Source organism: Rhodococcus sp. FW305-130 (assembly GCF_058788335.1).
Window position 1 is genome coordinate 730,478 of the sequence record NZ_JBYTAP010000001.1, and the last position, 22,318, is coordinate 752,795.

Annotated in this window: 19 protein-coding genes; 9 read left to right on the forward strand and 10 right to left on the reverse strand. The window is 62.5% G+C overall.

Annotated elements, in window-relative coordinates; genetic code table 11:
• Positions 1 to 2 precede the first annotated feature (2 nt).
• The 5 genes from AC3WQS_RS03555 to AC3WQS_RS03575 are packed head-to-tail and all read right to left on the reverse strand — an operon-like array spanning position 3 to position 5,506.
• Entirely contained in the window at positions 3 to 1,436 is a 1,434-nt protein-coding gene (locus AC3WQS_RS03555; protein WP_492741403.1) for an aldehyde dehydrogenase family protein, read from the reverse strand.
• Positions 1,433 to 1,933 (reverse strand): SRPBCC family protein, encoded by a 501-nt coding sequence (locus AC3WQS_RS03560; protein WP_021345298.1) that lies wholly within the window; start codon positions 1,931 to 1,933, stop codon positions 1,433 to 1,435. The genes AC3WQS_RS03555 and AC3WQS_RS03560 overlap by 4 nt, the downstream gene beginning before the upstream one ends.
• Positions 1,930 to 3,021, reverse strand: a complete 1,092-nt coding sequence (locus tag AC3WQS_RS03565) for a PDR/VanB family oxidoreductase (protein WP_020908820.1) — start codon at positions 3,019 to 3,021, stop codon at positions 1,930 to 1,932. Before AC3WQS_RS03565 ends, AC3WQS_RS03560 begins: the two co-directional genes overlap by 4 nt.
• Positions 3,018 to 3,950 carry a metal-dependent hydrolase gene (locus AC3WQS_RS03570; RefSeq protein WP_029256039.1) on the reverse strand — a complete coding sequence of 311 codons (933 nt, stop codon included), beginning with the start codon at positions 3,948 to 3,950 and terminating at the stop codon, positions 3,018 to 3,020. Before AC3WQS_RS03570 ends, AC3WQS_RS03565 begins: the two co-directional genes overlap by 4 nt.
• On the reverse strand, positions 3,950 to 5,506 hold the full coding sequence (locus AC3WQS_RS03575; RefSeq protein WP_047889902.1) for a flavin-containing monooxygenase: 1,557 nt from the start codon (positions 5,504 to 5,506) through the stop codon (positions 3,950 to 3,952). The genes AC3WQS_RS03570 and AC3WQS_RS03575 overlap by 1 nt, the downstream gene beginning before the upstream one ends.
• A gap of 183 nt (positions 5,507 to 5,689) precedes the next feature.
• On the opposite strand from AC3WQS_RS03575, the gene AC3WQS_RS03580 reads away from it, so the two are divergent.
• Together AC3WQS_RS03580 and AC3WQS_RS03585 are read left to right on the forward strand one after the other, a co-directional pair.
• A complete protein-coding gene (locus AC3WQS_RS03580; RefSeq protein WP_046379073.1) occupies positions 5,690 to 6,346 on the forward strand; it encodes a TetR/AcrR family transcriptional regulator in 657 nt (218 codons plus the stop codon).
• Entirely contained in the window at positions 6,343 to 6,969 is a 627-nt protein-coding gene (locus tag AC3WQS_RS03585; protein WP_492713460.1) for a TetR/AcrR family transcriptional regulator, read from the forward strand. The genes AC3WQS_RS03580 and AC3WQS_RS03585 overlap by 4 nt, the downstream gene beginning before the upstream one ends.
• Positions 6,970 to 6,973: 4 nt before the next feature.
• Here AC3WQS_RS03585 and AC3WQS_RS03590 read toward each other — a convergent pair whose 3' ends face one another.
• On the reverse strand, positions 6,974 to 8,152 hold the full coding sequence (locus AC3WQS_RS03590; RefSeq protein WP_020908816.1) for an acyl-CoA dehydrogenase family protein: 1,179 nt from the start codon (positions 8,150 to 8,152) through the stop codon (positions 6,974 to 6,976).
• 187 nt (positions 8,153 to 8,339) lie between these two features.
• Between AC3WQS_RS03590 and AC3WQS_RS03595 the strand changes: the two genes are divergently transcribed.
• On the forward strand, positions 8,340 to 10,061 hold the full coding sequence (locus AC3WQS_RS03595; protein WP_492713461.1) for an FUSC family protein: 1,722 nt from the start codon (positions 8,340 to 8,342) through the stop codon (positions 10,059 to 10,061).
• Here AC3WQS_RS03595 and AC3WQS_RS03600 read toward each other — a convergent pair.
• Complete coding sequence (locus AC3WQS_RS03600) at positions 10,037 to 10,999, reverse strand: sigma-70 family RNA polymerase sigma factor (protein ID WP_492713462.1); 963 nt, start codon at positions 10,997 to 10,999, stop codon at positions 10,037 to 10,039. The two genes, AC3WQS_RS03595 and AC3WQS_RS03600, sit on opposite strands and share 25 nt — an antisense overlap.
• A gap of 277 nt (positions 11,000 to 11,276) precedes the next feature.
• Here AC3WQS_RS03600 and AC3WQS_RS03605 point away from each other — a divergent pair, with 277 nt between their 5' ends.
• The 6 genes from AC3WQS_RS03605 to AC3WQS_RS03630 are packed head-to-tail and all read left to right on the forward strand — an operon-like array spanning position 11,277 to position 17,646.
• Positions 11,277 to 12,356: an ABC transporter substrate-binding protein gene (locus AC3WQS_RS03605; protein WP_492713463.1), complete on the forward strand. Its 1,080-nt coding sequence runs from the start codon at positions 11,277 to 11,279 to the stop codon at positions 12,354 to 12,356.
• Positions 12,353 to 13,174 (forward strand): ABC transporter ATP-binding protein, encoded by an 822-nt coding sequence (locus AC3WQS_RS03610; RefSeq protein ID WP_003940477.1) that lies wholly within the window; start codon positions 12,353 to 12,355, stop codon positions 13,172 to 13,174. The genes AC3WQS_RS03605 and AC3WQS_RS03610 overlap by 4 nt, the downstream gene beginning before the upstream one ends.
• Positions 13,167 to 14,039, forward strand: coding sequence for an ABC transporter permease (locus tag AC3WQS_RS03615; protein WP_042952728.1), 873 nt, complete (start codon positions 13,167 to 13,169; stop codon positions 14,037 to 14,039). The genes AC3WQS_RS03610 and AC3WQS_RS03615 overlap by 8 nt, the downstream gene beginning before the upstream one ends.
• Before the next feature lie 31 nt (positions 14,040 to 14,070).
• Positions 14,071 to 15,417 carry an LLM class flavin-dependent oxidoreductase gene (locus AC3WQS_RS03620; protein ID WP_492713464.1) on the forward strand — a complete coding sequence of 449 codons (1,347 nt, stop codon included), beginning with the start codon at positions 14,071 to 14,073 and terminating at the stop codon, positions 15,415 to 15,417.
• A complete protein-coding gene (locus AC3WQS_RS03625) occupies positions 15,414 to 16,646 on the forward strand; it encodes an MFS transporter (protein ID WP_021332205.1) in 1,233 nt (410 codons plus the stop codon). The genes AC3WQS_RS03620 and AC3WQS_RS03625 overlap by 4 nt, the downstream gene beginning before the upstream one ends.
• A gap of 13 nt (positions 16,647 to 16,659) precedes the next feature.
• Positions 16,660 to 17,646, forward strand: a complete 987-nt coding sequence (locus tag AC3WQS_RS03630) for an LLM class F420-dependent oxidoreductase (protein WP_492713465.1) — start codon at positions 16,660 to 16,662, stop codon at positions 17,644 to 17,646.
• A gap of 9 nt (positions 17,647 to 17,655) precedes the next feature.
• Here the strand turns inward: AC3WQS_RS03630 and AC3WQS_RS03635 are convergent, their stop codons facing one another.
• From AC3WQS_RS03635 to AC3WQS_RS03645, 3 genes are all read right to left on the reverse strand, one after another.
• Positions 17,656 to 18,318: a DUF3239 domain-containing protein gene (locus AC3WQS_RS03635; protein WP_020970500.1), complete on the reverse strand. Its 663-nt coding sequence runs from the start codon at positions 18,316 to 18,318 to the stop codon at positions 17,656 to 17,658.
• A 74-nt stretch (positions 18,319 to 18,392) separates the two neighbouring features.
• Positions 18,393 to 20,471, reverse strand: coding sequence for a peptidase (locus tag AC3WQS_RS03640; protein WP_492713466.1), 2,079 nt, complete (start codon positions 20,469 to 20,471; stop codon positions 18,393 to 18,395).
• Between the two features lie 102 nt (positions 20,472 to 20,573).
• Entirely contained in the window at positions 20,574 to 22,232 is a 1,659-nt protein-coding gene (locus AC3WQS_RS03645) for a DNA repair helicase XPB (RefSeq protein WP_019744947.1), read from the reverse strand.
• Between the last annotated feature and the right edge of the window lie 86 nt (positions 22,233 to 22,318).

Genomic DNA, 22,318 nt, shown 5'->3' on the forward strand with positions numbered 1-22,318 from the left:
CTTCAGTGCCTTCCGTGTAGCGCGCGGATGAGAACCTTGACCAGCCAGTCGATTCGGGCGGTCCGTCGAAACGTCGTCAGTGGTAGGGGCGAACGGAATCGTTGCCTGGTCATCGACCGGGCATAGGTGAACTCCTTCAGACCATCTGGGCCGTGAACGCGTCCGAAACCAGATGCTCCGACCCCACCCAGTGGCAGGTTGGGAACCGCGGCATACATCACGTAAGAGTTCACCGACGCTCCTCCGGATCGGAGCCGATCGGCAACAGCCACTCCATCCTTGCCGAACACGCTTGCTCCCAATGCATATGGCGACGCATTGACCAACTCCACCGCCTCGTCCATCGAGGCGACCTTGGTGATCGTCATCGTCGGGCCGAAAGTTTCCTCCGTGACGGCGAGGCTGTCTTCGGGGACGTCGACCATGATGGTCGGTTGCACGTACTGGCCGGAGATCGAGCCGAGCCCTCCGAGAACGACACGTCCACCCCGCGACATCGCGTCGTCGATGTGGCGCCGGATTACAGCCACTTGCGCGGGCATGGTGATCGGACCGATCTTGTCCTCGGCACCCGGACCGGCATGAACTCGGGCAGCCAAAGTGATTGTCTTGTCGATAAACTCGTCGTAGACCTGTTCGTGCACGTATACACGCTCGACGCCCAGACAGGTTTGACCGGAGTTGGACAATGCGCCCCACACCGCAGCATCCGCGGCGGCACCAACATTTCCGTCGGCATCAAGGATGAGCGCGTCCTTACCGCCACATTCCATCAACACCGGTGTGAGGGTCCCGGCGCACGCTGCCATGACTTTCTTGCCCGTCGCGGTCGATCCGGTGAACCCGATCTTGTCGACACCGGCCAGGCACAGTGCCGCGCCGACCGAACCGTCGCCTGTGACAACTTGCAGCACAGGATGTTCAGGGACGACCTCGGCAAACGCTCGGACCAACCATTGCCCGACTGCCGGGGCGAACTCACTCGGCTTGTAGACCACGGCATTGCCTGCAGCCAGCGAGAACGAGAGCGAACCGAGCGGGGTGAAGACCGGATAGTTCCACGGACCGATCACACCGATCACCCCGAGAGGTCGATACTCCACCGAGGCGGCCTGATTGACCGTCAACAAACTGGAGCGGACGCTGCGCCTGCCCAATACTTTTCGGGCATTCTTCGACGCCCACGCGAGATGTTCGAGTGCCATGGCGATTTCGAGCATCGCGTCAGGGTGCGGCTTGCCCATGTCCCGGTGCACGACGTCGGCGAATTCGGATGCTCGACGAGCGATGATTCCACGCCACCGATCCAGTCGACGAGCGCGTTGCTCGAATGTCAGTTCTGCCCACCACTCGGAAGCAGTTCGGGCGTCGCGCACTGCCTGTGTCACCGTGTCGTCGGACGCCTGCGTAGTCGTGTCGATCTCGGTCGCCGTCATCGTGGAGTTCCTTGAAGTGTGTGGTGGACGGCGCCGTCGGCCCAGCTGCGAGTGACGCGTTCGAGGATCGGTCGGGAGAGCGACAGAATCGGGGCGAACAACGGCTGCGCTTGGACAGCGAACGTCCAGGTGAGGCGGCTGCCAGTCGAAGTCGGTTCCAGCACCAGATCTTCGGCGAAGCGTTTGAACCCCGGCAGTGACGCCGACTCCACGTAGAACGTCATTCGGTGCCCCTCGTCCCAGCGGAAGAATCTCTCGTTCAGTGCAGCAAAAGCGCCGGCGCGCACGGTTCGGGTAGTCCCGATGCCGAATGGTCTGGCCGAGGTCCAGTCGGCTCCGGTGATCCCGCGCGCCCACGACGTGAGCGCTCCGTCCGCGGTCAACGTCTGCCACAAGCTTTCGCACGTCGCTTCGGATTCGATCCGGTGAGTGATCACCAGCGGCGCGGATCGGACGAAGTCTGCGTCGGCTGCCGCAAGAGAGAATTTTCCCCTCACAGGTCCACCACCAAAGAAGCACCGGTGGAACGTGATCGACAGGTCAACATCGAATCGGCACGTTCGGATTCGGTGAGCAAGGTGTCTCGATGATCGACGCTCCCTGAGAGCACCCGAACCTTGCACGTACCGCAGAAGCCCTGTTGGCAGGAATACGCGACTCCGGGAAGTGCACGTCGTATCGCAGCCAAAGCACTTTCGGACTCGCCCACATCGACGGTGAGACCGGTGCGCGCCAGATGCACCGTGAACTCCTTGCCGTCGACTACCGGGAGTGGGGAGAACCTCTCGCTGTGCACCGATCCGGTCGGATTGCCGGCGAAGGTCGCCGCGCGCACCATGTTCATCAGCGGCGCCGGTCCGCACGTGTACACCGCGGCACCGGGATCCGCAGCAGCGACCAGTGTTTCGATATCCGTCGGGCCCAACTCGTCGTCCGGTCGGATGGTTACCCGGCCGCTGGAGTATTCCTCGATCTCGTCGAGAAATGGCATGGCCGTCCGAGTTCGTCCGAGATAATCCAAACGCCAAGGGATTCCGCGGCGGTGACAACGTTGCACCATGGGAAGTAGCGGAGTGATCCCGATTCCGCCCGCAACAAAGAGGTACGACGGAGCAGCGACAAACGGAAATGCATTGCGTGGCCCTCGGACGTCCACAACCATGCCGGGTTTCAGCGACTCGTGTATCTCGCGCGAGCCGCCCCCACCCTCGTCGATCCTCCGGACGGCGATCCGATACGAGGACAAGTCGTCGGGGTCGCCGCACAGCGAATACTGTCGTTGCCTTCCCGAGGGGAGAAAGATGTCGAGGTGGGCGCCGGGAATCCACGACGGAAGGGTGATTCCTTCCCTCGGGGTCAAGGTGACACTCAGGACGTCGTCGCACTCTGACCGGACGGACTTCACGTCCAGAGTCATGTCGAACCCGCTGTAGCGGACCGGGCTGGGGCGCGAAAGTATGTGCGCTGCTGGACTTGCTGCAAAGATTCGGCGGTAAGCGCCGGTGGCTTGCGCGGCAAACCTCAACGACCGGGTCGGTGTGAAGTCGGGTGCGTCGTGGGAACTGTCGGCAGTCGTCTTGTTCATCCTGCGCTCGCTTCGGAAGAACGATTGGCAGCAGGCGAGCGAGCGAGGTAACGCATGGCGACGTCCATGTCCCCGATCTGGGAAGGATGGAAGCTCGGCCGCAGATATGGAGGAATCTCGGTGATCAGGAATTTCATGTTGGGTACCAGGCCACGACGGGTGGCGCTTATCAGTTGGAGAGGCCACAGTCGGCCCTTCGTCGTGGACGGGTCCTGTCGGAACAGGTAGTTCATCGAGGCGATGAACAGCACGAACAATGTGAAGCTGGCCAGCAGCGCCGTGCGAACGCGTCTGGCGTAGCTGCCGTCCACGTACATGTAGGCGTCGAAGGCTACGTTGCGGTGTTCGACTTCCTCGGCGCCGTGCCACTTGACCATGTCGAGCATCATCGGGTGCATGCCGGCATCTTCGAGGGCGGGATCGGTGAGCAGCCATTCCCCGACCACTGCCGTGTAGTGCTCCATGGCGGCAAACAAGCCGAGACGTTCACAGAGCCAGGCGTGCTTGGCTTTTCCGGTCAATCCTTTGTCGCCCAATATCTTGTCCACGAGCCAGTCCATCCGGCGTGACATCGGTTTCATGTCCATGCCGAGGTCCGCAAGATGCTCGCGTGCACCTTTGTGCGACGACGCGTGTGTTGCTTCCTGGCCGACGAATCCCACCACCTCTTCGTGCAGGCGGGTGTCCTCGATGAGCGGGAGTGCTTCGGCGAGCGTTGCGGACATGGCCCGCTCTCCCTCGGGTAACACGAGATGCATGAAGTTGATGACGTGGGTGACCATCGGTTCGTTCGGCACGTAATGCAGTGGTACGCCGTCCCAGTCGAAATCGACGTCACGGGCGGCGATCGCATGTGCTTCGTCGGTGTAGCGGCGAGCGCCGGACGGTGCGACGACGGGTGTGCCTCGGAAGGCGTTGATGCCGAGCATTATCGGCTCCTCACGGTTTCTCGAGCAGTGGTGAGTGCTGCGGACGAGACGGGTTGTACCTGCGCGTAGTGAGCGAGGTCGGCTCGTTTGGTCCTGGCGCGGAATGATCGGTTGAATCCGGGATAGAAGGTGTAGTTGCGGCCGCCGTCGACGAGGTAGTAACTACTGCACCCCCCGGCGTTCCACACGCTGGTGGCGAGTCGGCGGTCTGTCGCGCGTACGAACTCGCGTTGCACGTCTGCGCGGACGTCGATGCTGCCGATGCCGCGCTCGTCCATTTGAAGAATGCAGCTCACGATGTACTCGACCTGGGCTTCGATCGTGACGACCTGTGAGGTGTAGACCACGGAATTGGGGCCGAGGATCATGAAGAAGTTCGGAAAACCGCTGATAGTGGTGCCGAGGAAGGCCTCGGCACTGCCGTTCCACGTCTGTGCGAGGCTGCGGCCGTCCTGGCCTCGGATGATGTCGAAAGACGGGTTGTCTCCCATCCGAAAGCCGGTTCCCATGACTATGGTGTCGACTTCCCGGAAGGTTCCGTCCGCGGTGAGAACTCCGCGCTCCTGCACCTCGACGATTCCGTCCGTCACCACCTCCACATTGGGTGACGCCAGCGCGGGATAGTAGGTGTTCGAGAACGTCGGACGCTTGCATCCGAATGCGTAGTGGGGGAGCAGCTTTGCGCGAAGCTCCGGGTCCCGCACCTGCCGGCGAAGGTGTGCTCGGCCGAGTGCGGCCAGCCCTTTGAGAAGTGACGGCTTGTACACGAATCCGGGTACCAGGGCTTCTTGAAGCAGGTCGAGTCCCTTGCGTGCCAGTCGTTGGGTGAGCGGCACCCGCTCGAAGAGAGCGCTTGGCCAGCCGGTCATCGGCTGATCCGGATGCGGCAGGATCCACGTCGGTGTCCGTTGGAACACGGTCAACGTGTCCGCGAGCGGTTGCAGTCTGGGGATGATCTGCACCGCAGAGGCGCCGGTGCCGACCACGGCTATCCGCTCACCGCGAAGGTCGTGGTCGTGGTTCCAGTCCGCGGTGTGGAACATCTGACCACGAAACGATTCGAGCCCGGGAAGGTCGGGTGTGGCGGGGGCACTGAACGGGCCGGTGGCCGCGACCAGGAACTGTGCCTCCCAGACGGTTTCCGCAGTGTGTACTCGCCAGATCTGGGCTTGCTCGTCCCACGAAGCTTCTGTCACGTCCTGGTTGCAGTGGAAATGACCGGCCAGTCCGAAGCGATGGACGCAATCCCGGAGATAGTCGTAGATCTCGGGCTGTAGCGGATACAGCCGCGTCCAGTTCGGATTGGGCGCAAACGAGAACGAGTACAGAATCGACGGGATGTCGCACTGTGCACCGGGGTAGGTATTGACCTGCCAGGTCCCCCCGGGCTCCGCGGCACGTTCCAGAACGACGAAGTCGTCGATCCCGGACTGCTTCAAGCGGACAGCCGTTCCGATGCCGCCGAAACCGGCTCCGATGACGACGACTCGTGTTCGGCGAGTTCGAGTTTCCTCGTCACCGGCCGATGGCCCCGAGGTTGGGTCGATGTCGACCATGTGTGACGCCTCCTGATTGGTGCGTGAACAACTGAACGAAGAGTAAGTCTGACATCAAGTGATGTCAACAGCGATTGATGTCAGAATTGAATTGATTGACATCGTGCGATGTCAGTTCGCTTGCCGAGGTCGCCGCGATAACCTGAGGTCGAGAGCACTGCCGGTCAGTGAGAACATGGGGACATGACGGATACCGAGGCTCGGCGCACCGGCCCGCGCAGGTGGCGTGGGCAGGAACCAGAAGATCGCCGCGCCGCGCGCCGGGCACAGCTGATCGAAGCCGGGCTGCAGATCATGGGCACCGAGGGTGCGGCCGCCGCGACCATGCGTGCGACCTGCCGCGAGGCTGCGCTCACCGAACGGTACTTCTACGAGAGCTTCGCCAATCGTGACGAACTGCTGGTCGCCGTGCTCGACGAGGTCGTTCTCGGGGCGCGCGACACTATTCTGGACGCTCTCGAGGCGGCGCCTTCCGAACCGTCGGCCCTGATCCGTCACGTGGTGAAGGCCTTCACCACCTACGTATTCAGGGATCCGCGCCGTGGACGCATCATGTTCGTCGAATCCCAGGCGGAACCTGCGCTGTGGGATCGAGGGCGAGAATTGATGGCGGAGTTCACCAATCCGATCTCCGCGTCGCTCGAGCTGATGTACGGCGGCGAGGCAACCGACTCCGCGAACTCCGAACTCAATTCGGTGGGGCTGTTCGGTGCCCTCGCGTTCATCTATCAGGCGCACACCCCGTCCTCCAAGATCTCTCGTAAGCGTTTGGTGGAACACATTTCGCTCATGGTCGAAGCGCAGGCGACGGTCAACAGCACGCCCGCGAGAAAAGAATGACGTCCGCGTCGGCCACAGGCGGAAAGCGTCTCGGTCCCGAAGACCGACGTGAGCAGATCATTGTCAGCGCGGCAAAGGTTTTCGAGGAGAAGTCTTTTGCCGACGTCTCGATGACCGAGTTGGCCAAGGCGGCCGGGGTCGGTCGTCCGCTGCTCAATCATTACTTCGGCTCCAAGCGGGAGTTGTACCTCGACGTCGTGCGGCGATTCGTCTTCATTCCCGAAGTGGCGGTGGACCGCATTCCGCGATCGGCGAGCCAGGAGAAGCGGATCGGCGCCGTGATCGATCGGTGGCTCGACGTCGCCTGGCGTCATCGAGACATGTGGATCTCGACAGTCATGTCCGACGACCTCCGCCGTGATCCCGAGATGGATCGGATCCTGCAGGACGCTGACGACGTTGCTGCGCGACGGATGATGGATGCGCTCGAGATTCGACCGAGTGAAGGCAGCGAGGCTGCTGTTCATTCGATGATCGTGACGTACGGAGGATTGGCGAAGGCCGCCAGTAAGCAGTGGTTGGTGACGGGAGCGCTCGACCGCGAACAGGTGCACCTTCTGCTGGTACGCAGTTTGCTCGCCATCGTGCGTGACGTTCTGCCGGCGTGCGAGGCGGATTCCTGATTGCTCAGAGTGATCTCGCCACGAGGTCCTTCATGACTTCGTTCGATCCGGCGTAGATTCGCTGAATACGAGCGTCGGCGTACATCTGAGCGATGGGATATTCGAGTATGTAGCCGTACCCGCCGTGTAGTTGCACGCAGCGGTCGATCACGGCGCACTGCTGATCGGTGAGCCAGTACTTGGCCATCGCGGCGGTAGTCGCATCGAGCTGCCCGGCAAGATATTTGACGATGCAGTCGTCGATGAACGTTCGTGAGATACGAGCGATGGACGCACACTCGGCAAGTTCGAAGCGGGTGTTCTGCAGATCGAAGAGCGTTTGCCCGAACATGTTTCGGGATTTGGTGTACTCGACGGTGAGGGCGACGGCACGCTCCATTGCCGCAGTGGCTGCAACCCCACAGATCAATCGTTCGGGCAGTAGCTGCTGCATCAGCTGGGCAAACCCTGTGCCTTCGCGGTCCCCGAGCAGGTTTGTTGCAGGCACCCGCAAGCGGTCGAAGAACAGCTCGGTGGTGTCCTGGCCCTTCTGTCCGACCTTCTCGAGGATTCGCCCGCGCTCGAAACCCGGTGTGTTGTCATCGACCTCGGCCACGATGAGCGACACTCCACGCGCTCCGAGGCCGGGATCGGTCTTGGCGGCAATGATCACCAGATCACAATTGCGACCGTTCGAGATGAATGTCTTTGCGCCGCTGATCAGATAGTCGTCACCGTCGCGGACGGCGCGGGTGGTGATGTTCTGCAAGTCGGATCCGGTGCCGGGCTCGGTCATGGCGATTGCGCCCACCCACTCGCCACTCACCAGCTTCGGTAGCCAGCGCAGTTTGTGCTCGTGATCGGCGTAGGCATTGAGGTAGTGCGGCACGATTCCCGAGTGCACGCCGAGTTGGAGTGAATGATCACCCGCCATGACCTGCTCGTGGAACAGCACGGCGTCGTGCGCAAACGTTCCTCCTCCGCCGCCGTACTCGGTGGGGATCGACATGCCGGCGAGCCCGAGCGTCCCGAGTTCCCGATAGGCGGATTTGTCGGGAAAACCCTGGGACGCGAAGCGTTTCTGATGCGGTGTGACGTGTTTGGCGAAGAAGTTCCTTGCCAGGTCGGCCACGGCCTCCAATTCGTCGTCCATCCACGGGGACCGGCGTTCGGTGGTTCGGGTTGCGGTAGATCCTTGCGTCATCGTGATTCTCCCGATCGATGAAGTGCGACCCGCGAGCGGATCCGACTCCACCTATCATCCACACTGTTGACAGAGTGTCAATAACGGGGTGGTCGAATCGACCTCCGGACCCGCCTCGAATTCCACGTCGGCCGCCCGCAAGAATGGGACGACACAGACACGAACAGGCCGGCGCGAAGGATGGGCAGTGGACCCCGAAGAAACATCAGCGGGTCACGAGTCCAACCTCCCGGCTCCGCGGCCGGCGCGCAGCGTCCTGTTCGGATTGCCACCGGTGGGAAACCGGTACCCCGGAGCAGTTCGCGTCGCCCTCGCCCTGGCGATTCCGGCGGCCATCGCCACACTGCTCGGATTCGGGTCTGCGTCGCTCCTGGTCGGCCTCGGCGCATTTGCATCGATCTACGGTGAGGGTCGTCCGTACCGGAGCAGGTGGAAGGCAGTCGGTATCGCCGCGACGGCGCTGACGATCCTGTCCTTCATCGGGGCATCAGTGGGTGAGCCCGTCCACCGAGCCATCGCCGAGGGAGCGCCGACGGTGCTGCTCGTCTTTGTCGTGCTGATCATGGCCGTCGTGGTGTCGACCTGCGCCTTCACCGTCGACGCGCTTCGATTGGGTCCTCCGGGCGCGTTCTTTCTGTTGCTCACCACCGAGATCAGCTCCGTGATCGCCACTCCCGGCCAGCCGCCGGTCGAGGTCGCGATGTGGACGGCAATCGGTGGGATCAGCGCGGTGGTCGTCTCGATGACGGGAATCGTGTGGGCACCGAGAGCTGTCGAACGCAGCGCTGTACAGGCAGCCGTATCGGCCGTTGCGGAGTACACGGACGCTCAGGCGGCGTACGCCCCACCCGAACTCACGCGAGACAAACGCCACGCTGCAGCACTTCGGCTGCACGACGCGTGGCAGTGCCTTTACCGCGGCGCAATCGTCGGGAAAGACCACCCGTTGACCCGTGAACTCGAACGAGCGCAGATCTCGATGGCCAGAGCGATCTCCGACGACCACGATCCGGAGCTCAGGGCGGACCCCGCGTTCGACGTCGACGAGGTCGGGGCTCACCCGCCTCTGCCCGATCCGACGATCCGATATCGGTTCCTCCGCGCCTGCAATCCGTCCAGCCGAGCGTCGGTCACGGCACTTCGGCTGTCCATTGCCTGCATGGCCGCGGGAACCCTCACCGTCCTGCTCGGCATCGATCGCCCGGACTGGGCGGTGATCGCCGCGGCGATGGTCCTTCATCAAGGACCGGATCGAATACTGGGCACCTATCGCGGAATTCACCGCATCGGCGGAACCGTCCTCGGGTTGATTCTGTTGGGTGCCATCTACGCCTGGAGTCCGACCGGTCTGTGGTTGGTGGCGGTACTTGCCGTCCTGATGGCCGGGATCGAGCTGTTCCTGGTGCGGAATTACGGGATAGCCGTCATCTTCATCACCGCCCTCGCGATTCTCCTCGGCGCGGCCGGTGGTGCGCACGGCACCGTCCAACATCTGATCCTCAGCCGCATGCTCGAGACGGCAATCGGCGTCGTCGTGGCGTTGGTGGTCCTGTGGACGGTGGGGCGCGGTGCGCATCGACGCACTCTGATCTGGGTCGACGAACGGGCGAGTAGCGTCCTGTTCAAGCTACTGACCGAAATTCGCGCGAGGCACTATGCACCACAGGCGAATTGGTCGGAGCTTTCGGAGCTTCGACGGGACCTGGACTTCGAACTGCGAGGTAGCGCGATGGCCGGGATCGACGCCGCCCACAACGAACCCGAGTGGGCGTCGCAGCAGTGGAGGACGCACACCGAATTGCATCATCTGGGATCGGATGTACTGCACCGACTGTGGTTCGGAACGCAGGTGTCCAGATCACACCTCGAGGAATGGGAGTCTCGTTACTTGCGTTCGGGTTCGGTGTGATCGAGCATCGGCACAGCGCTGAACTTGGCTGGATTCGCAATATCGTAGGCTGCGCACACAACTCCGTCGCGGACAGTGAAGCCGGCAACGCGAGCGGCGAACTGCGGGTACTGGTCATCCCCTGGTGAGCCGGCGAATACACCGCCGAGCCGTCCGTTGACGAGAACCGGTGACATCGAGAACACCGCTGCCGGTCCGTACTTGCGGGCCAATCCCAGGTAGAACCGCGCCACACGATCGCTGCCGCGCACAATGTTGACAGCCGTGCGGGTCGTTCCGCCTGCGTCACCGATCAGGACGGCATCGGGATCGAGTGCATCGATCACGGCGTTCAGATCTCCACTCGCGATAGCCGTCACCAATCGCTCGACGGCGGCAGCATGCTCCTCGCTACTGACCGGGACCGGCGCCGACGCTGCGGCTTTACGGGCCCGCGAGGCCAACTGACGGGCAGTGGCTACTTCGATGTCGAGGATGCGCGCAACCTCGGCGAAGGGCACGTCGAAGCCGTCATGCAGGACGAAGGCAACGCGCTGAGCGGGAGTAAGGGTGTCCAGGACGACGAGGGCCGCAAAACGATTCTGTTCCTGCGTCACGACGTACTCCAGCGGATCGGGTATCGCTGAGGGTGTGCCCGCGGTGGCGTCGACGGGCGTGACGATCGGCTCCGGAAGCCACTGTCCGACATAGCTTTCTCTTCTGACTGCGGCCGATTTGAGATGATCGAGGCAGATCCGACCGACAACAGTGGTGAGCCATCCGCGCAGCTCCCGGATCTCGAGGTCGCTTCCTTGTCTCGATTGTGCGACTTGCAAGCGTATCCATGCCTCCTGCACCGCATCCTGAGCGTCGCTGAAACTTCCGGTGAGACGGTAGGCCACCGACGTCAGGTGGCCACGGTGTTGCTCGAAGTCCTGCGCAGTCGTCGGCGAAAGCATGCCCTCATGATACGGACCTCACACATTAAATCCGGCATGAATGTAACCGTTGACCCAGGTAGTGGGTGCCGACGTATGGTTTCGGCACTGCTAACGGCTCGATTCTGTCTTCACATTCATTGGAGTCTCACGTGTTTCGGTCTTTCCCGCTCATGTCGCTCAACTGTTGTCGTTGAACTGACATTCCCCACACCTGCCTGTGCCGAGCGCCGCACACGGCGCTCCGGACAGGTGTAGCCGAGAACTGAACCAATCATCTTCTACAGGAAGCAACTTCATGATTCGCCCTCGTTTCGCGCGCTCGGTAGCCGCGGCCGTCGCCTTTGCCACTCTGTCCAGCCTTGCCGTTGCCTGCTCGGGCTCCTCCGACGAAGTCGTCAAGACCGCCGACGGCAAGACCGTCCTGCGGTACGAGGGCAGCACCGGACAGGTCATCTACCCCGAACTGGCCGCTGACCTCGGTTACTTCAACGACGTGGAGCTCAACTGGATCGGCGATACGACCAGCGGCCCTCAGAGCATTCAGAACGCAGCGACTGGTCAAACCGAGTTCGGCGGAGCGTTCAACGGTGCGGTGGTGAAGTTGGCTTCCGCGGGTTCACCGATCACCTCGGTCATCGGGTACTACGGCTCCGACAAGGAGAGCTTCAACGGGTACTACGTACTCGACGACAGTCCGATCAAGTCGGCGAAGGACTTGATCGGCAAGAAGGTCGGGATGAACACCCTTGGTGCGCACCACGAGTTCGTCGTCCGTGAATGGCTTGCGCGGCAGGGACTTACGCCTGACGAGATCAAGCAGGTTGAATTGATCGTCGTTCCGCCGGTCAACACGGAACAGGCGCTGCGGCAGGGACAGATCGATGTCGCCACCCTCGGCTCGGTCTTCCGTGACTCAGCGCTCGAACGCGGTGGTCTTCGCGAGCTGTTCACCGACGAATCGCTGTTCGGCTCGTTCACCTACGGCACGTTGGTGTTCCGTGACGACTACATCGCGCAGAACAAGGAGGCGGTCGCCGATTTCGTACAGGGAACAGCGCGGGCCATTCGCTGGACCCAGACGCACCCACGAGAAGAAGTGATCGCGAAGCTGACGTCGATCATCAACAGCCGCGGACGCAACGAGGACACCAAGCTCATCAGCTACTGGAAGAGCCCAGGAGTTGCCGGTCCCGGCGGAACCATCACCGATACCGAGATCAGCACGTGGATCGACTGGCTCACCCGTAACGGTGAACTCGAAGAAGGAAAGTTGAAGCCGTCGGACATCTACACCAACGAATTCAACCCGTACGCCAACGGAACGTATTCACCCGACAGCGGCGCTGACGGACAGGCACTGGAGGCAGCAAAATGAGCACAGAACCGAAACTACGGCTCGAGCACGTCACCAAACAGTTCGACATTCGTGGGACCGACGAAGTTTTCACCGCGGTCGAGGACATCAACATCGACGTGGCGCCGGGGGAGTTCCTGGTCCTCGTCGGGCCGAGTGGTTGCGGCAAGTCGACTCTGCTGGACCTCCTCGGAGGACTCAGTTCGCCCACTTCCGGTCGAATCCTTCTGGACGGCAAGCAGATCACGGGCCCAGGCTTGGATCGGGGAATCGTCTTCCAGCAATACGCGCTACTTCCATGGCGAACTGCACGTCACAATATCGAGTTCGGACTCGAGGCGAAGGGCGTGAAGAAGAGTGAGCGACGCGAACTCGCCGAGCATTACCTCGAACTGGTCGGTCTGCAAGGTTTCGCGGATCGCTATCCGCACGAGTTGTCCGGTGGAATGAAGCAGCGAGTCGCGATCGCCCGCAGCTTGGCCTTCGATCCCGAAGTGTTGCTGATGGACGAACCATTTGCTGCGCTGGACGCACAGACGCGAGAGTCGCTGCAGGACGAGCTTCTGCGCATCTGGAAGGCCACCGGCAAGACCATCCTGTTCATCACCCACGGAATCGACGAGGCCATCTACCTCGGGCAACGTGTTGCAGTACTGACTTCGCGCCCGGGGCGCGTCAAGACGATCGTCGACATCGACATCGACCGGTCCGGCGACGACGTGCGATCAGGTGAGGAGTTCCGTGTGTTCCGGCACCGGATCTGGACGCTGCTGCACGGTGAAGTCGAGCGCGCTCGGGCCGGCGAACTCGATCCTGCCAAGGAGGTTGCACATGTCTAGCGCATTGGCGACGCCGGAGGTGGTCGTCGACCCGAAACCGTTGCCCGACAAAACACCTGACATTGCGCAGCGGAGCCAGGCCGGCGGCAAGGCGGCGCGCTACATTGGTTCCACCGCCTGGCGGATTGCCAAGCCGTCGATTGCGATCGCGATCTTCCTCGGGATCTGGGAAGCGGCACCTCGGCTCGGGCTGGTGGACAAGGTCTTCCTCCCGCCCTTCACCGAAGTTGTGTCCGCATTCTTCACTCTCGCCGAGAACGGACAATTGCAAGAGCATGTTTCGGCCAGTCTGACGCGTGCGCTGACCGGATTCTTCGTGGCCATTGCGATCGCGATTCCGTTGGGAATCGCGATCGCCTGGTACCGCCCGGTCTCCGACTTCCTCAACCCGATTCTCGAATTGTTCCGCAACACAGCAGCCTTGGCTCTGCTTCCCGTCTTCGTGCTGATTCTCGGAATCGGTGAGGAATCGAAGATCGCCCTGGTGATCTACGCCTGCACCTTCCCGATTCTGCTCAACACGATCTCCGGTGTGCGAACAGTGGACCCCCTGCTGATCAAGTCCGCTGCCTCGCTGGGGTTCTCCTCGATTCGGCTGTTCCAGAAGGTGGTTCTGCCCGCCGCAGTTCCCACGATCTTCACGGGTATCCGCATGGCCGCCGCGTCGTCGATTCTCGTGCTGATCGCCGCCGAAATGGTCGGGGCCAAAGCCGGTCTCGGGTATCTGATCACCGCTTCCCAACTCAACTTCCAGATCCCGAACATGTATGCGGGCATCGTCGCGATCTCGTTGTTGGGTCTGACAATCAACGCGATTCTGGTCCTGATCGAACGTCGGCTCTCGCGCTGGCGCGTCACCACCTGACCACACTTTCACGGAAAGATTCTGCGAACTCATGTCCGAACGACAATTTCATCTGAACGCCTTCCTGATGGGCGTCGGCCATCATGAGGCGGCGTGGCGCCACCCACTTACAAATGCGGCCAACCTTCTGGACGTCAAGCACTTCCAGGAACTGGGGAGAATCGCCGAGCGTGGCAAGCTGGACTCGGTGTTCTTCGCCGACGGTCTAGCAGTCGGCCCGCGGGTCAAATACAACACTCAGGCGATCTTCGAACCCGTCACCTTGCTGTCGGCGATCGCTGCGGCCACCGAGAAGGTGGGGTTGATTGCAACCGCGTCGACCAGTTACAGCGATCCGTACACTCTTGCAAGGAAGTTCGCTTCCCTCGATCACATCAGTGGCGGACGAGGCGGGTGGAACATCGTGACGTCGGCCGGCGCCGACGAGGCCGCGAACTTCGGCCTCGATGCGGTACCGACGCACAGCGGTCGTTACGAGCGCGCCGAGGAGTTTCTCGACGTGACGCTCGGACTCTGGGACAGCTGGGAAGAGGGGGCAGTTGTCCTGGACGAAGAGACCGGAATCTTCGCCGATCCTGATCGTGTCCATCGCATCGACCATGACGGTCAACGATTCACGGTGGCTGGCCCGCTCAATTCGCCGAGGTCTCCACAGGGACGTCCGCTGCTTGTACAGGCCGGTTCCTCCGAGAGCGGTAAGGATTTCGCGGCGAGGTATGCCGAAGCCGTGTTCACCGCTCAACGAACACTCGAGCAGGGGCAGGATTTCTACAACGATCTCAAAGCGCGGCTGATCAAGTACGGGCGTAGTCCCGACGAGATCAAGGTGCTGCCGGGCATCGTGCCCTTCATCGCGGATACGGAAGAAGAAGCGAAGGCTCTGGAGCAGTCATTCACGGACCTGATCTCTCCGGAGTATTCGCTGCGCCAGCTCTCGAACATGGTGGGTGTCGATCTCACCGAGCATTCTCTGGATGCCCCGCTGCCACCGTTGCCGGACATCGATCGCATCCAAGGGAACAAGAGTCGATACCAGCTCGTCAAAGATCTTGCAGAGAGCGAAAACCTCACCGTCCGTGAATTGATCGGCAAACTCGGCGGTGGCCGTGGGCATCGGACTTTTGCCGGGACACCGGAGCAGGTCGCGGACGAGTTGACCGAATGGTTCGACAAGGGCGCAGCGGACGGCTTCAACATCATGCCGCCCTATCTGCCCGGAGGGCTCGAGGTGTTCGTCGACCGGGTCGTGCCGATTCTGCAGGCGCGTGGGCTCTTCCGAACCGAGTACACCGAATCGACCCTGCGGGGCCACTACGGCCTCGATCGTCCGGCGAACCGGTTCTCGCGGGCCGCTGACGCGGCAGAAGTGAGCGCGTGACGGAAACACTGCCCAAGGAACAGCCGGCGATTGCCGGACTCAAGCCACTGGTCACAACGGTTTTCGTGCCGGCGGCCATCTTCGGGATCGGTCAGGGTGCGGCTGCCCCCATCATGGCCGTCACCGCGCGCGACCTGGGTGCATCGGTCGCCGTCGCCGGCCTGATCGTTGCGCTCGGTGGCTTGGGTGCCGTACTCGGTGACCTCCCTGCCGGCCGGATAGTGTCGCGTTTCGGTGAGCGCAGGTCGATCATCGGCGGAAGTTCTTTGGGTGCAACAGGAGTGGTGATCTGTCTGCTTGCACAGACTCCGTGGATGCTCGGTATCGGCGCACTGTTGACCGGACTGGCGAATGCGGTGTGGGGCCTTGCGCGGCAGAGCTACCTCGCCGAGACCGTGCCACTCGGTCTTCGGGCCCGAGCAATGTCGTCGTTCGCCGCGATGTGGCGGTTGGGTTTCTTCCTGGGACCGCTCATCGGTGCCGGCGTGATTCTCCTGGTGGGAGCGCGCGGAGGATTCCTCGTCCAGTTGGTGGGCGTCGTGCTCGCCGGGGCGCTGATGGCCCGCGTTCCCGACCCGCCACGAAAGGTGCAGGCGGGCAACAGTGATCACGGGCACGTCACCCTCCCGGAGATCCTTCGCCGTCATCGTGCCGCTCTGTCGACGCTCGGGACAGGCTCCCTTCTGATGGGCGCCGCCCGAGCTTCGCGTGAGGCCGTTCTTCCATTGTGGGCATTGCACCTCGGGTTGGATGCAGCCCAGGTGAGTGTGATCTTCGGTATCGGTGCGGCCGTGGACCTGCTGTGCTCGTATCCGGCCGGACACATCATGGACCGATACGGACGTAGGTTGGTCGCGGTGCCTTCGCTGACGGTGATCGGTGTGTCGTACCTGATGTTGCCGTTTTCGACGGGCGCAGTGGGATTGACCGTGGTCGCTGTCGTGATGGGGATCGGCAACGGACTGGGCAACGGCGTGATCATGACTCTCGGCGCTGATATCGCCCCGCCCGAAGAGCGCGCCGAGTTCCTCGCTGCATGGCGATTGACGCACGACACGGGCATGTTCGGTGGGCCGCTCGCGATCGGTCTTCTCGCCGCGGTGTTCCCGCTCGGGTGGGCATTTGCCGCACTGGGCGCGACTTCGTTCGCCGGCGCGGCGATGATGTTCCGCTTCATTCCGGTCTATTCTCCGCGGGTGTCACCCCGGTCGCGCGTCGGGAAACTGTAGGTAGGCTCGCTACATGCGATTCGGACTGTTCGTACCTCAAGGCTGGCGTCTGGACCTGGTCGGCATCGACCCCGCGAAGCAGTGGGAGGTGATGCGAGACTTCACGCTGCGCGCGGAGGCAGGGCCGTGGGAGTCGGTGTGGGTCTACGACCACTTTCACACCGTTCCCCAGCCGACGGAAGAAGCGACTCACGAGGCGTGGACGTTGATGGCCGCACTCGGTGCGTCGACCTCGCGTATCCGACTCGGCCAGATGTGTACCGCCATGAGCTACCGAAACCCGGCGTACCTCGCCAAGGTCGCCGCGACCACCGACCTGATCACGGGTGGACGCGTCGAGATGGGCATCGGCGGCGGTTGGTACGAGCAGGAGTGGCGCGCGTACGGCTACGGTTTCCCCTCTGCCGGTGAGCGTCTGGGCCGCCTCGACGAAGGAATCCAGATCATGCAGCAGGCGTGGTCGACCGGCAGCTCGACGCTCGACGGCAAGTACTACCAGGTCGAGGGAGCGCTGTGCCGTCCACTTCCATTGCAAGAGGGCGGAATTCCCATCTGGGTTGCCGGTGGCGGCGAGAAGGTCACACTCAAGATCGCGGCCAAGTACGCGCAGTACACAAACTTCGACGGCACCCCGGCCGGCTTCGCGCACAAGTCCGAGATCCTGAAGAAGCACTGCGACACCGTCGGTACCGATTTCGATGCCATCGTCCGTTCGGCCAACTACAACGTGGCCATCGGCGCGACGGAAGCCGAGGTGGCTCAGCGGTTGGAGACACTGAAGGACAGACTGACGCCGTTGGTCGGCGAAGCTGCCGCCGATGCGTCGCTCGATGCGTTCCGCGGAATGCCTGCCGTCGGTACACCCGAGCAGATCATCGAGAACCTGTCGGCGCTCAAGGCGCAGGGACTCGAGTACGGAATCTTCTACTTCCCCGAGGCCGCGTACGACACGTCGGGAATCGAGATGTTCGAGAAGGAAGTGCTGCCCGCGCTTGCGTAACCGTTAGGGCTAGCGCAGGGAGTCAGGAAGATCGGCCGGGTTGATCAGAACCCGGCGATCGGGGTGGGTGCGAACTTCTTCGGAGTCGGGGATCCGGCTCTGCAGGAAGTTCCACTCGCTCGCACTGACAGCTGCGATCGCGCGTGCCAGCACTGCCGAGTCCTTGGTTCCCCACTCGATCGGCATGGGGCTGACCATCTGCCACGTGTCAGCCTTGCTGCGGGTGGAACGATCCGAACGCAGTGCCACCGACGGAATGCGGTCGCCGACTCGCCACTTCGGATTGAGTCGAACATTGCGGCTGACGAGCGCGTACTTCGGTGCTCCGGCCGCCGGCTTCGCGATGTCGATCAGTGCCGTCAGGGTCGCCGCTCGAGGGTGAACCTCGGTGACGATCGCGGGAACCAGTGGGTTGTCCGCATACAGAGATTCGACGCTTCCCACCTTGCGAGGTGCCCACAAGGCGACCCACAGTGAACTGGCCGCACCGATGGCGAGGACCGCGCCGATGATGATGGACCACACCTCACCCATGCTGATCAGCCAGGCTCCGACCGCGGCGAGGACGATCGCGAAGATCACCGCAGAAATCTGCAGGCGGCGTACGTCGGCCAGTGTGTCGTTGACCGACTTGGCGTGGGCCTTGTCGACGGTGAACTGGAAGTCAGCCACGAAAAAATCCTTCGGGTGGTGCCGGACGATCTAGGACCGGCCCCCGATCTCCCGGGAGCCGTCCACCAGCGTAGCTAGTTTCGCGCGCGCTCCCACATCTGCAGGTAAGCCTCGGCGCCACGGCTCATGTCCTCGATGATCGTGTCACCGTCGGCGCCCGCAGCAATACGCATGTCCGCGATCCAGTCGGGAATCATCCCGTACTGGGCAACGCCGTCGGTGTTCACGTCGAAAACCCTGGTGCCGGCGCGCTGCTGGTCCATTACGGTGCCGTCGAAGGCGGTGTACGGATATTGGAGCGGATTTTCGGCGGCGTCACCGCGCGGTGCGGCCTGCGGCCCGAAGCCGTTGGTGTCTGCGCCGTAGCCGAAACCGAAGTAGTAGTTCTCGCTTCGCATTGTCCGTGCGTCGCGCCACTGGTCGATGAACCCACGCTCCTCGGGCTTGTCGTCCGATGCGTCCAGTTGCCCGGCGTACAGGGCGACAAATCCGCCGAGCGCGTAGATCCGCTTGTAGAGGCTCGGGTCGCTCCAGCTGTGACTGGAAACAACACCGGAATAGTTCGCTGCTTCGAGAATGTCGAGGGCTTCTTCGGCGGTCTTGACGCTCATGTGATCGATGTCCACGATCATCCCTCGGTCCATCAAACCTCGGATCGTGTATGCGCCGAGGTCGGTCAGGCCGTGCGAATTGCATTGCGGACCAGAGGGGTACACCGGAAGCGTCACTCCGGGTGGGAGTACCGCGAGAAGATTCTGTGCGCCGTCGACCTTGGTGGGCAGCACATTGTCCTCGGCAACGCCGGTGCATGGTTCCGATTGCCAGAACTCCCCGGTGCCCAGGTAGTTGCCGATATTGACGGCCACTCCGGTGACGCCGCCGTCGAAACGGGCACCGCCGAGGGCGTTGTCGAACTTGTGCGTGACGATCATCTGCCGAACACCGAGGTCGTACAACTCGTCCAGGCCGCGGTCGATGTCGTCCTCGGTGCACTGCGGAATACCGTTGCGCACAGAGCAACCGAAGGGTTCGGACACCTCCACCCCGAGGGTGACGGCCAGCTTTCCGTCGGCGGCCACCTGCCTGGCCTGTTCAGGGGAGCTCACGATGCGGAACCAACCCCGGCCGGGACCGCCGTACTGGGCGTCGATGTAGTCCTGGAGTTCGCGTGTCTGCTGCGCCTGGATCCGGACGGTCTCCATCTCGTCACAGGGATTTCGCTTGCTCGGATACAGCTCACACAGCACACGGTTGGCGACAAAGAGATTGGTGAAGATTCGCAGACCACCACGCCAGGCGCGCTCGACCCACTTGTAGTACGTCTGCTCGTGCGTCAGTGAATCGTGCGCCGGCCAGTCGGCGAAACTCGGCCAGCCGGTGGTGTCGTGAGTTTCGAAGGGATTGCCGTACGACAGAACGTTTTCGAGGAGCGCAGGTATCCCGTCGGGTTGATGGTCCGGGCAGTCGACGAGCGCTGCGGTGACGCCCTGAGGGTCGAAAGGTCGGCCGCAGTGCAGGTTTCCGCCCATGAACTCGGAAGCGTTCATGTGCACGTGTGTGTCGATGAATCCCGTGACTTCACCGTTCGGTCCGATTTCTCCTGGAACGCCGTTTGCGCCCACCTCCGCTTCGGGGAAGTCGGCGCAGCCGTCGCGCGGGATCAGCGTGAACGCAGATTCGGGAACGTCACCGGGATCGGACATCGTGAGCGTCAAGTCGCGCGAGATCAGTTGACGGCCGTTCGAGGTCGCGGTCAGAACGAACGATTCACCGGTGGACATCACGGTCCAGTCGGTGGAGGGAGTTGCTTCGGAAGTGGCGAGTACCGAGTCCGCGCCGTCGTGCGAGAGCATCGACCCGTCCGGGCCGTACAGCATGAAACGACCCAACTGGGCCGCATGTAGCCGGAACGGTTCGGCGTCTGCGGCTTTCGTTACGTCGGTGAGGTACGCCGACCCGTCACGACGGACGAAATCACCAGACTCGGTGCGCAGCGCGAAGCAACCGTTCGCAAGTGCGTACACCGAGTTCTGCGCGGTAGGAGCAGGACTCGGTGCCGCGGCGCTGACGCCGGTCGTGGCGACGACGACGGCGGCAGTCAGCAGCGAGATGGTTCCGGCGAGCCGACCCCGTAGACGTGGAACTGAGCGCATGGTGCTGGTGACCCCCGGCCGATTGACACGACTGTGACAGGGGACACTCTACAGATAACTGGACGTATGTCCATTTGATTCTGCAACGTGTTGCAGAAATGCTCAGCCGATTGCAGGTCCGAGCAGGTCATCGGCGTCGGTGATCCGGTAGGCGTAGCCCTGTTCGGCGAGGAATCGCTGACGATGTGCCGCATATTCCGCATCGAGAGTGTCGCGGGAAACCACCGAATAGAAGTGGGCCTGACCGCCGTCGTGCTTGGGGCGCAACAGTCGCCCGAGTCGCTGAGCTTCTTCCTGCCTCGATCCGAAGGTTCCCGAAACCTGCACGGCGACAGACGCCTCCGGAAGGTCGATCGAGAAGTTCGCGACCTTACTCACCACCAGCGTCTGGATCTCACCGTTGCGGAACTGATCGAACAGGATCTCACGTTCCTTGTTCTTGGTGGATCCCTTGATCACCGGCGCGTTCAGGGCTTCGCCGAGTTCGTCGAGCTGATCGAGATACGCACCGATCACCAAGGTCGGTGAATCCGGGTGCTTCGCCAGAATCGACTTCACGACAGCAATTTTGGTGTGCGCCGTCGAGCACAGTTTGTAGCGCTCCTCCGGTTCGGCGACGGCATAGGACATGCGCTCGGCGTCCGTCATCGTCACTCGCACCTCGACGCAGTCTGCCGGCGCGATCCAGCCCTGCGCTTCGATGTCCTTCCACGGAGCGTCGTAGCGCTTGGGGCCGATGAGCGAGAAGACGTCGCCTTCGCGGCCGTCCTCACGAACCAGCGTTGCGGTCAGGCCGAGACGGCGGCGCGACTGCAGGTCTGCCGTCATCCGGAAGACGGGCGCGGGCAGCAAGTGGACCTCGTCGTAGATCACCAGTCCCCAGTCGCGGGAGTCGAAGAGTTCGAGATGCTTGTACTCGCCCTTCGTACGACGCGTGATCACCTGGTAGGTCGCGATCGTGACCGGCCGAATCTCCTTGCGCTCGCCGGAGTATTCGCCGATTTCTTCCTCGGTCAACGACGTGCGGGCGATGAGCTCACGCTTCCACTGACGACCGGCGACGGTATTGGTGACGAGGATGAGTGTGGTGGCTTTGGCCTTTGCCATGGCTGCTGCGCCCACCATCGTCTTGCCGGCGCCACATGGCAGCACGACGACGCCCGAGCCGCCGGCCCAGAACGAATCCGCTGCCATCTGCTGGTAGTCGCGCAGTTCCCAGTGGCCCTCTTCGAAAGCGAGATCGATCGGGTGCGCTTCGCCGTCCACATAGCCGGCGAGGTCCTCGGCCGGCCAGCCCACCTTGAGCAACATCTGCTTGAGGCGGCCGCGTTCGCTCGGGTGGACGATCACCGTGTCGTCGTCGACCTTCTCACCGAGCATCGGTGAGATCTTCTTGTGTCGCATCACCTCGGTGAGGACTGCCCGGTCGAGGCTGACCAGGATGAGGCCGTGCACCGGGCTCTTGACCAGCTGCAAGCGTCCGTACCTGGCCATCGTGTCGACGATGTCGACCAGCAGCGGTTGCGGAACAGCGAATCGTGAGAACGAAACCAGAGCGTCGACAACCTGCTCGGCGTCGTGTCCGGCGGCGCGGGCATTCCACAAGGCCAGGGGAGTGATGCGATACGTGTGGACGTGCTCGGGGGCGCGTTCGAGTTCCGCGAAGGGGGCGATTGCCTGCCTGGCATCGCCGGCGCGCTCGTGGTCGACCTCCAACAGCAGCGTCTTGTCGGATTGGACGATCAACGGTCCGTCGGTCACGGAAGCCTCCTAGTGAAACAAACGCAGCAGCCACAGAGCGTTGCACCGCGTTGTCGGCTGACGCCAACCCTGCCATTGTCCTGGTA